This is a genomic window from Pseudomonas sp. 05N434 (assembly GCF_056396965.1).
This window is the reverse complement of sequence record NZ_JBFTMK010000395.1, coordinates 1-9,590: the sequence shown is the minus strand read 5'-3', so window position 1 is coordinate 9,590 and position 9,590 is coordinate 1. Positions and strand designations below refer to the sequence as shown.

General features: G+C 59.9%; 7 protein-coding genes and 2 pseudogenes. 7 read left to right on the top strand and 2 right to left on the bottom strand.

All coding sequences use genetic code 11. The features are described from left to right. A partial coding sequence (locus AC1DLB_RS21615) for a DUF3299 domain-containing protein (RefSeq protein WP_477785610.1) occupies positions 1-429 on the top strand: 429 nt, incomplete at its 5' end. 47 nt (positions 430-476) lie between these two features. Here the strand turns inward: AC1DLB_RS21615 and AC1DLB_RS21610 are convergent. Further along, positions 477-1,376, bottom strand: a complete 900-nt coding sequence (locus AC1DLB_RS21610; RefSeq protein WP_477743545.1) for a D-hexose-6-phosphate mutarotase — start codon at positions 1,374-1,376, stop codon at positions 477-479. A gap of 73 nt (positions 1,377-1,449) precedes the next feature. Beyond that, entirely contained in the window at positions 1,450-1,854 is a 405-nt protein-coding gene (locus tag AC1DLB_RS21605; protein WP_477785609.1) for an acyl-CoA thioesterase, read from the bottom strand. A gap of 305 nt (positions 1,855-2,159) precedes the next feature. Here AC1DLB_RS21605 and AC1DLB_RS21600 point away from each other — a divergent pair. From AC1DLB_RS21600 to AC1DLB_RS21575, 6 genes and pseudogenes are all read left to right on the top strand, one after another. After that, positions 2,160-3,302: pseudogene (locus tag AC1DLB_RS21600) on the top strand (MFS transporter); the annotation flags it as partial. A gap of 154 nt (positions 3,303-3,456) precedes the next feature. Continuing rightward, a complete protein-coding gene (locus AC1DLB_RS21595; protein WP_018927390.1) occupies positions 3,457-4,458 on the top strand; it encodes a phosphate ABC transporter substrate-binding protein PstS in 1,002 nt (333 codons plus the stop codon). Positions 4,459-4,670: 212 nt separating this feature from the next. Then, a pseudogene (locus tag AC1DLB_RS21590) lies at positions 4,671-6,602 on the top strand (ABC transporter permease subunit); the annotation flags it as partial. 50 nt (positions 6,603-6,652) lie between these two features. Continuing rightward, entirely contained in the window at positions 6,653-8,323 is a 1,671-nt protein-coding gene (gene pstA / locus AC1DLB_RS21585) for a phosphate ABC transporter permease PstA (protein ID WP_018927392.1), read from the top strand. A 166-nt stretch (positions 8,324-8,489) separates the two neighbouring features. Further along, the gene (gene pstB, locus AC1DLB_RS21580) at positions 8,490-9,323 is read left to right on the top strand and encodes a phosphate ABC transporter ATP-binding protein PstB (protein ID WP_008150054.1); all 834 of its coding nucleotides are present in this window, start codon (positions 8,490-8,492) and stop codon (positions 9,321-9,323) included. 71 nt (positions 9,324-9,394) lie between these two features. Further along, a partial coding sequence (locus AC1DLB_RS21575; protein ID WP_477785608.1) for a PhoU domain-containing protein occupies positions 9,395-9,590 on the top strand: 196 nt, incomplete at its 3' end.

The window sequence follows — 9,590 nt, the reverse complement described above, 5'->3', positions numbered from 1 at the left end:
GCCCTCGAGGCCATGCCCGAAATCGATCACAACTCACCGGAAGCCAATGGCACCTTTACCCAAAAAGGTGGCATGAAGCAGAGCAAGGGCTTGCCGGCGGTGATGTATTCGACCAAGACCGTGCCGTCGATGAACGACAAGCACATCCGCATCGGCGGTTATCCGGTACCGCTGGAATCCGATGCGAAGGGCCGCAGCACGTTGTTCTTCCTCGTGCCGTACCCAGGCGCTTGTATCCACGTGCCACCACCGCCGCCTAACCAACTGGTGCTGGTGCGTTATCCCAAAGGCCTGAAGCTGAATGACATCTACACACCGCTGTGGGTGACCGGTACGCTGAAGATCGAGAAGGTCAGCAACGACCTGGCGGATGCGGCGTATGCGCTGGATGCGGCGCAGGTGCGGGTGGTCAAGGAGTCGGATTTGTAGGTTTTTAAATGTGGGAGCAAGCCTGCTCCCACATTTATTGTGTGGTGTTAAAGCGGTTTGCTGGCGATGCTCACGCCCAGGGTATGGCTAGCCCCCGGTGCCAGCGTCACCACATCATCCATCACATTTGCCGTTTCAATGCACAGCATGCGCTGCCAGCCATCGTCAGCCATGTCGCTGAACGCGGCCGCACGGTCGATCCACGGGTTCCAGATCACCGCCGAGCGCGAACCGCTGCTGGTCAGTTCAATGCGTCGCTCCCAATGCGGGTCAACGATGCTCAATGTCGGCGGGGTATTCAGATAGATGCGGTCGGTCTCACCGGTAAAACGCAGATCACCGGTCTGAGTGACGGTTTTCCAGTCGTCCAGTGTCTCGATGTAACTCAAGCCATCCAGCCCTTCAACGTGCACGTTGCGCACATCGCTGACCGCGAAATAGCTGTGCAGCGCCTGGCTGATCGTGACCGGTTCGGCGCCGTTGTTTTCGCTCGTCAGGCTGATATGCAATTGTTCATCCAGACGAATGCTCAGTTTCAAGTCCACCTGATGCGGCCAGCCTGGCAGTCCGCCTTCGGGGTAGGGCAGGACGAATTCCACCTTCAGGCTTTCGCCCTCGGTTTCGATGCTGCCCAGTTCCCAGTCCATCGCTCGCACCAGCCCGTGAGCGGTCGGCGGCTCCTGGCTGATGCGCATGGCCTGGACACTCTGCGGGTTGCGCGACAGATTGCCGAACCACGGCCAGCACACCGGCACACCGGCACGAATAGCTTTGCCGGTCTTGAACACTGCCTCGTCGTTGAGCCAGATCAGCGGCGGTTGGCCGGCCAATTGATAACTGAGGATGTGCGCGCCTTGCTGGGCCACCAGCAATTCGGCCTGACCGTGGCGGATGCGCCAGCAGTTCAGTTCATCCAGTTTCACGGCTTCGACGGTGGGCGTGCTCATGGGGCGACTCTCAATCAGGAACAATGACTGCTATGGACCGCAAAACGGTCACCGCGTTTAACGAGCGCCTTGTTTAACGAGCTCTGGGCGGAACCGAACGAGTGCGGCCGCTGCCGTCGATGGCGACGAACACAAACACGGCTTCGGTCACTTTACGCCACTCGCTGGACAGTGGATCGTCGCTCCAGACTTCGACCATCATCTGAATCGAGCTGCKACCGATTTCCAGGGCCTGGGTATAGAAGGAGAGCTGAGCGCCCACCGCCACCGGCACCAGAAACGCCATGCGATCGATCGCAACGGTGGCCACGCGACCACCGGCAACCTTGCTGGCCATTGCGGTGCCAGCCAAATCCATCTGCGCCACCAGCCAGCCGCCGAAAATATCGCCAAAGCCGTTGGTTTCACGCGGAAGCGCGGTAATTTGCAGGGCCAGGTCGCCTTGCGGGATTGGATCTTCTTGTTCGAGCTCTATCATGCCGGGGGTGCCTCTGACCCGTGACTCTCATTGGTACTTCAGGTGAATAGCCGTCTCAAGGAAAAACGATTCAGCCCCGAACATACTACGTTCGTCACGTTTTTCGTAAGGCGCCTAAAGGGAAACTCTGCGAAATCGGCTGACGGGTGCCAACGACGGTTTCGCACAGCAACCCCTTACAAACCGTTGCAACGTTGTGAGTATATCGGTCGATAGACTTCGAGACGACCGTCCGGTTCTCATTTCGACCGTCAAATACGCACCTCTATGTGCTTTTTCGAACAATTTGCTATCGTGCCGAACCTCTGTTCTTCCCCGCCGACATGCCCGAGTGGCTGCGCCTGATGCAGACGTTCGGCATTTTCGCCGCCGGTTACCTGGCCAGGCCGCTGGGCGGCATCGTCATGGCGCACTTCGGTGACCTGCTGGGACGCAAGAAGATGTTCACCCTGAGCATTTTCATGATGGCGGTACCCACCCTGATCATGGGCTTGCTGCCGACTTATGCGCAGATAGGCATGTGGGCGCCGATCCTGTTGCTGCTGATGCGGGTGATCCAGGGCGCAGCGATTGGCGGCGAAGTGCCGGGAGCCTGGGTATTCGTTTCCGAACACGTACCGCAACGGCATATCGGTTATGCCTGCGGCACGCTGACCAGCGGTCTGACTGCCGGCATTCTTTTGGGCTCGTTGGTCGCCACGGCAATCAACAGCCTCTATACGCCGGTGGAAGTGGCCGATTACGCCTGGCGGATCCCGTTCCTGCTGGGCGGCGTGTTTGGCCTGTTCTCGGTCTACCTGCGCCGCTGGCTGCACGAAACCCCGGTGTTTGCCGAACTGCAATTGCGTAAAGCCCTGGCCGAAGAAGTGCCGCTGCGCGCTGTGCTGCGTGACCATCGCGGTGCGATTCTGATTTCCATGCTGCTGACCTGGTTGCTGTCCGCCGGGATCATCGTGGTCATCCTCATGACGCCGACTGTATTGCAGACCGTTTACCACTTCCCGCCGACTACCGCGTTGCAGGCCAACAGCCTGGCCATCGTGTTCCTGAGCCTGGGCTGTGTGGCCTCCGGCGCACTGGCTGACCGTTTTGGCGCCGGGCGGGTGTTCGTGTTCGGTAGCGCGTTGCTGCTGCTGACCTCGTGGACCTTCTATCACAGCCTGTTCAATCATCCCGACTGGCTGTTCCCGATGTATGCCCTGACCGGTTTGCTGGTCGGCACCATCGGTGCAGTGCCGTATGTGATGGTCAAAGCCTTCCCGGCGGTGGTGCGCTTCAGCGGCCTGTCGTTCTCCTACAACCTGGCCTACGCCATCTTCGGCGGCCTGACCCCGATGGTCGTCACCCTGCTGCTCAAGGAAAGCCCGATGGGGCCGGCGTATTACGTAGCGATCATTTGTGGTGTCGGGGTTCTGGTGGGCGGGTATCTCTGGAAGAAGGGGCGCTAACCTTGTAACCGATCATTCCCACGCAGAGCGTGGGAACGATCTATCGCTAGATGCTGGCCTTTCATCCAATTGTCATATTTCAGCCATAGAGTGTTCACACGGCCTGCTGATACTTGGCCCCGACTTAACACACCCTATCTGCTAGGAGTAAGGCATGAAACTGAAGCGTTTGATGGCGGCAATGACTTTTGTCGCTGCTGGCGTTGCGACTGCCAACGCGGTTGCCGCTGTTGACCCTGCTATCCCGAGCTACACCAAGACCACTGGTGTGTCGGGCAACCTGTCCAGCGTCGGCTCCGATACCCTGGCCAACCTCATGACCCTGTGGGCTGAGAACTACAAAAAAGAATACCCGAACGTAAACATCCAGATTCAGGCCGCTGGCTCTGCCACCGCGCCACCTGCGCTGACTGAAGGCACCTCCAACCTGGGCCCGATGAGCCGCAAGATGAAGGACACCGAACTGGCGGCCTTCGAGCAGAAGTACGGCTACAAGCCAACCGCTATCCCGGTGGCCGTGGACGCCCTGGCGGTCTTCGTACACAAAGACAACCCGATCCAGCACCTGACCATGGAACAAGTCGACGCGATCTTCTCCTCGACTCGTCTGTGCGGCGCCAAAGCTGATGTGAAAACCTGGGGCGACCTGGGTGTGACCGGCGACCTGGCCAACAAGCCAGTACAACTGTTCGGCCGTAACTCGGTATCCGGCACTTATGGCTACTTCAAAGAAGAAGCCCTGTGCAAAGGCGACTACAAGCCAAACGTTAACGAACAACCAGGTTCGGCTTCGGTCGTGCAGTCGATCAGCTCCTCGCTGAACGGCATCGGTTACTCGGGCATCGGCTACAAGACCGCCAGCGTGAAGACCGTGGCCCTGGCCAAGAAAGGCAGCACTGACTTCATCGAAGACAGCGAAGAAAACGCCCTGAACGGTAAATACCCGCTGTCGCGTTTCCTCTACGTATATGTCAACAAGGCCCCTAACAAGCCTCTGGCCCCGCTGGAAGCCGAGTTCGTGAAACTGGTTCTGTCCAAGCAGGGCCAGGAAGTTGTAGTGAAAGACGGCTACATCCCACTGCCAGCCAAGGTTGCTGCAAAAGCTCTGGCTGACCTGGGTCTGGCGGAAGGCGGCGCTGAAGTCGCAAAAAAGTAAAACCCTAGGTCCGGGGTAAACCCGGACCTGCAGGAGCGAAGCTTGCCCGCGAAGGAATCGCCGCATCGCTCGCTCCTGCAAAGGCTCAGGGTTGCCACGCTGGCAACCCGGCCCCCCAAATTTCCGATCCACTGCCAGTTTCCACTGGCGGCGGATTTGTTGCGTCACTGCATTGTCATCTTTCTGTCATACAGGATCGCTAGGGTGTGCGCATGAATGATCTGGCCAATTCCACCATGACTACAAATCCCCCCAAGCGAATTGACTTCAATACGCCTGAGCTGCACCGCAAGCGCCGTATTCGTGCGCTGAAAGATCGCCTGACCCGTTGGTATGTGCTTGTCGGCGGCCTCGCCGTCCTGGGCGCGATCACCCTGATCTTCTTCTTCCTCGGTTATGTTGTCGCGCCGCTGTTCCAGGGGGCTGATCTGACCGCCAAAGACGCCATCACGCCCGCCTGGATGCAAGACGCCGGCAAGCCGCTGATGATCTCCCTTGAAGAACAGAACCAGGTGGCCATGCGGGTTTCCGACAAGGGCCAGGCGCTATTCTTTGATATCGATAGCGGCGCCGAACTGCGTCGTGTCGACCTGCCGATCCCGGCCGGTACCAGCGTGACCTCCATCGGTGAAGATCAACCCGGCCATCCATTGGTCGCAGTGGGGTTGTCCAACGGTCAGGTGCTGGTGTTCCGTCACACCTATAAAGTCAGCTACCCGGACGGCAAGAAAACCATCTCGCCGGCCATCGAATACCCGTACGGCGAAACGCCAATCGCGCTGAACGAGGCGGGCGGCGCTCTGGAGCACGTCAGCCTCAATGCCACCGATTCGACCCTGCTGCTGGCTGGCTCCACTGGTGCGCAACTGCATGTCATGTCGCTGACCAGCGAAGAAAACATGATGACCGGCGAAGTCACCAACGAGCAGAAACGTATCGACCTGCCGCAAATGACCGAGCCAGTGAAGAACATCTTCGTCGACCCGCGTCAGCAGTGGCTATACGTGGTCAACGGTCGTGCTCAAGCCGATGTGTTCAGCCTGCGCGTCAAGAGTCTCAACGGTCGCTACAAATTGCTCGAAGACGGCGATGCCGAGATTACCGCCAGCACCCAGCTGGTGGGTGGTATCTCACTGATCCTCGGCGACTCCAAGGGCGGTCTCGCCCAGTGGTTCATGGCTCGCGATCACGATGGCGAACTGCGCCTGAAGCAAATCCGCACCTTCCAGATGGGCGCTGCGCCGATTGTTGAAATCACCGCCGAAGAACGTCGAAAAGGCTTCGTTGCCCTTGATGCGTCCGGCAAGCTCGGCGTGTTCCACAGCACCGCGCACCGCACTTTGCTGGTGGATCAGGTGGTCGACGGCCAAGGCCTGTTCGGCCTGTCGCCACGGGCCAACCGCGTGATCGTGGAGCAGGGCGGCAAGCTGCAACCGTTGCTGCTCGACAACCCGCACCCGGAAGTTTCCTGGAGCGCGTTGTGGAGCAAAGTCTGGTACGAGAACTACGACGAGCCTAAATACGTCTGGCAATCGACCGCCGCCAACACCGACTTCGAACCCAAGCTGAGCCTCTCGCCGCTGACCTTCGGTACCCTGAAAGCCGCGTTCTACGCCATGCTGCTGGCCGCGCCCCTGGCCGTCGCCGCAGCGATCTACACCGCGTACTTCATGGCCCCGGGCATGCGTCGCAAGGTCAAGCCGGTGATCGAACTGATGGAGGCGATGCCGACGGTGATCCTCGGCTTCTTCGCTGGCCTGTTCCTCGCACCGTATGTAGAAGGGCATTTGCCGGGCATCTTCAGCCTGCTGATGCTCCTGCCGATCGGCATTCTGGTGGCGGGTTTCGTCTTCAGTCGCCTGCCTGAGTCGATCCGCCTGAAAGTGCCGGACGGCTGGGAAAGCGCGATCCTGATTCCGGTGATTCTGTTCGTGGGCTGGCTGTCGCTGTACATGAGCCCGTACATGGAAGCCTGGTTCTTCGGCGGTGACATGCGTATGTGGATCTCCCACGACCTGGGCATCACCTACGACCAGCGCAACGCTCTGGTGGTCGGCCTGGCCATGGGCTTTGCAGTCATCCCGAACATCTACTCGATCGCCGAAGACGCCGTGTTCAGCGTGCCACGCGGCCTGACCCTCGGCGTCAGCGTCTGCGCAAGAAATACTCGTCGCTTTAACAAAGGTAGAAGTCTGTGAAACAGAACTCCCTGAATGGATGGTTCAAGAGCGGCGCCCCCGGCGTCTGGATCAGCGGCGGCGCGGTGTCCATTGCGGTCATCATGACCATTGGCCTGCTGGCGGTCATTGCCGTGCGCGGTCTGGGGCACTTCTGGCCGGCGGACCTGATCCACGCCAATTACGACGTGCCGGGCCAGGCCAACCACCTGGTCATCGGCGAAGTGGTGCAGAAGGAAGAAGTGCCACGCGAGCGCCTGAAAACCGCTGGCCTGCCGGTGCCCGATCAGGGCCCGGAGTTCATGACCCGCGAGCTGATCAAGGTCGGCAACCGCGATCTGAACGGCACGGACTTCACCTGGATTGTCGGCGAGTGGCTGACCAACCAGAAAACCCCGCCAGAGCTGATGACCATCGAGCGTCGCGAGTGGGGCAACTTCTACGGCTACCTGGTCAACGTCAAAGAGGACGGCAAGGTCGTCGCTGAAGGCGAAGCCGCATGGCCTGAGTTGCAGGCCCGTGTCGATCGCGTCAACCAGTTGGCTGGGCAGCTCAAGAGCCTGGAAAAAACCGACATCGGCGCGATCAACGCCGGTCTCGAACGTGTTCGTCTGCACGGTCGCAAGCTGGAATTGGCCGGCCGTCTCGACGCTACCGCACAGGCGGACCTGGAGTCTGAGCGTGCCGAGCTGAATGCCCGTTATCAGGAAATCGAAGCGCGTCTGAACGACCTGCACAAGCAGTTCAACCGTGACAGCCTGACGGCTCGTGACGCGAACGGTAAAGAGGTCGAGATCGGTATCGGCAAAGTGGTTCACGCCTATCAGCCGAACGCCATGAGCACCTTTACCAAGGTTGGCTTCTACTTCAGCAAGGTCTGGGAATTCCTCAGTGATGACCCGCGCGAAGCCAACACCGAAGGCGGGATCTTCCCGGCGATTTTCGGCACCGTGATGATGACCTTGATCATGGCGATGATCGTCACTCCGTTCGGAGTGCTGGCGGCGGTCTACCTGCGTGAATACGCCAAGCAGAACACCCTGACCCGAGTGATCCGTATTGCGGTGAACAACCTGGCGGGCGTACCGGCGATCGTTTACGGCGTGTTCGGCCTGGGCTTCTTCGTTTATGTACTGGGCGGCTCGATCGACCGGTTGTTCTTCCCCGAAGCCTTGCCGGCGCCGACCTTCGGTACGCCGGGTCTGTTGTGGGCTTCGTTGACCTTGGCCCTGCTGGCTGTGCCGGTGGTGATCGTGGCCACCGAAGAAGGCCTGGCGCGGATTCCTCGCACCGTGCGCGAAGGCTCGTTGGCCCTCGGCGCGACCAAGGCCGAGACCTTGTGGAAGATCGTGCTGCCGATGGCCAGCCCGGCAATGATGACCGGCATGATCCTCGCCGTGGCCCGCGCCGCCGGTGAAGTGGCGCCGCTGATGCTGGTGGGTGTAGTGAAACTGGCGCCGTCGCTGCCGCTGGATGGCAACTACCCGTACCTGCACCTGGACCAGAAGATCATGCACCTGGGCTTCCACATCTATGACGTCGGCTTCCAGAGCCCGAACGTAGAAGCCGCGCGGCCGCTGGTGTATGCCACGGCGCTGCTGCTGGTGCTGGTGATCGCGACATTGAACCTGTCGGCCGTTTATATCCGTAACCACCTGCGCGAGAAGTACAAGGCGCTGGATAGCTGATCAACACCGAACTGTAGGAGCCGGCTTGCTGGCGAAGGCATCACCGCGGTGAGCCTGCGGGACCGAGTTGTCTGCATCGCCAGCAAGCCGGCTCCTACAAAGAATTGCGTAACCGCGGGCCTGGCCTGCGGCCCCGAACCGAATTTGTTAGCACAGGGAGCCTCCCATGCAGCACGAAGCACACACTCACGGCATCAACATGTCGGCCCTGGGCCGCGACAAACAGAGCCTGAGTCTCGAGCAGGAAACCGTGGCCATCGAAGTGCCGGGGTTGAGCCTGTTCTACGGCGACAAACAAGCGCTGTATGACGTCAGCATGAACATCCCGAAACAGCGCGTGACCGCCTTCATCGGCCCGTCCGGCTGTGGCAAGTCCACGCTGTTGCGCACTTTCAACCGCATGAACGACCTGGTGGATGGCTGCCGCGTCGAAGGCGCGATCAACCTCTACGGCAACAACATCTACCGCAAGGGCGAGGACGTGGCCGAGCTGCGTCGTCGCGTCGGCATGGTGTTCCAGAAGCCCAACCCGTTCCCGAAAACCATCTATGAAAACGTGGTTTACGGCTTGCGCATCCAGGGCATCAACAAAAAGCGCATCCTCGACGAAGCCGTCGAGTGGGCGTTGAAAGGCGCGGCGCTGTGGGATGAAGTCAAGGATCGTCTGCACGAGTCGGCACTCGGTCTGTCCGGTGGTCAGCAGCAACGTCTGGTGATTGCCCGCACCATCGCCGTGGAGCCGGAAGTGCTGCTGCTCGACGAACCGTGCTCGGCACTCGACCCGATCTCCACGCTGAAAGTCGAAGAGCTGATCTACGAACTGAAATCCAAGTTCACCATTGTTATCGTGACCCACAACATGCAACAGGCCGCGCGGGTTTCCGACTACACGGCGTTCATGTATATGGGCAAACTGGTGGAGTTCGGCGACACCGACACCCTGTTCACCAATCCGGCGAAGAAGCAGACCGAAGACTACATCACCGGTCGTTACGGCTAGGAAGCTGTTGTTGCTCACTGAACTGACGCTGCGGCCCACCGCACCTTACCGGACGCTCCAAGGACGCCAACATGATTAGTAAAGAAGGCCTTACCCATCACATCTCCCAGCAGTTCAACGCTGAGCTCGAGGAAGTGCGCAGCCACCTCCTGGCCATGGGCGGGCTGGTCGAGAAGCAGGTCAACGACGCGGTCACCGCGCTGATCGAGGCCGATTCCGGCCTGGCCCAGCAAGTGCGCGAGGTCGACGACCAGATCAACCAGATGG

Coding starts and splice junctions, on each gene's coding strand:
- AC1DLB_RS21610 (WP_477743545.1), bottom strand. CDS start 1,376: ATGAGCACGCCCACCGTCGAAGCCGTGAAACTGGATGAACTGAACTGC.
- AC1DLB_RS21595 (WP_018927390.1), top strand. CDS start 3,457: ATGAAACTGAAGCGTTTGATGGCGGCAATGACTTTTGTCGCTGCTGGC.
- pstB (WP_008150054.1), top strand. CDS start 8,490: ATGCAGCACGAAGCACACACTCACGGCATCAACATGTCGGCCCTGGGC.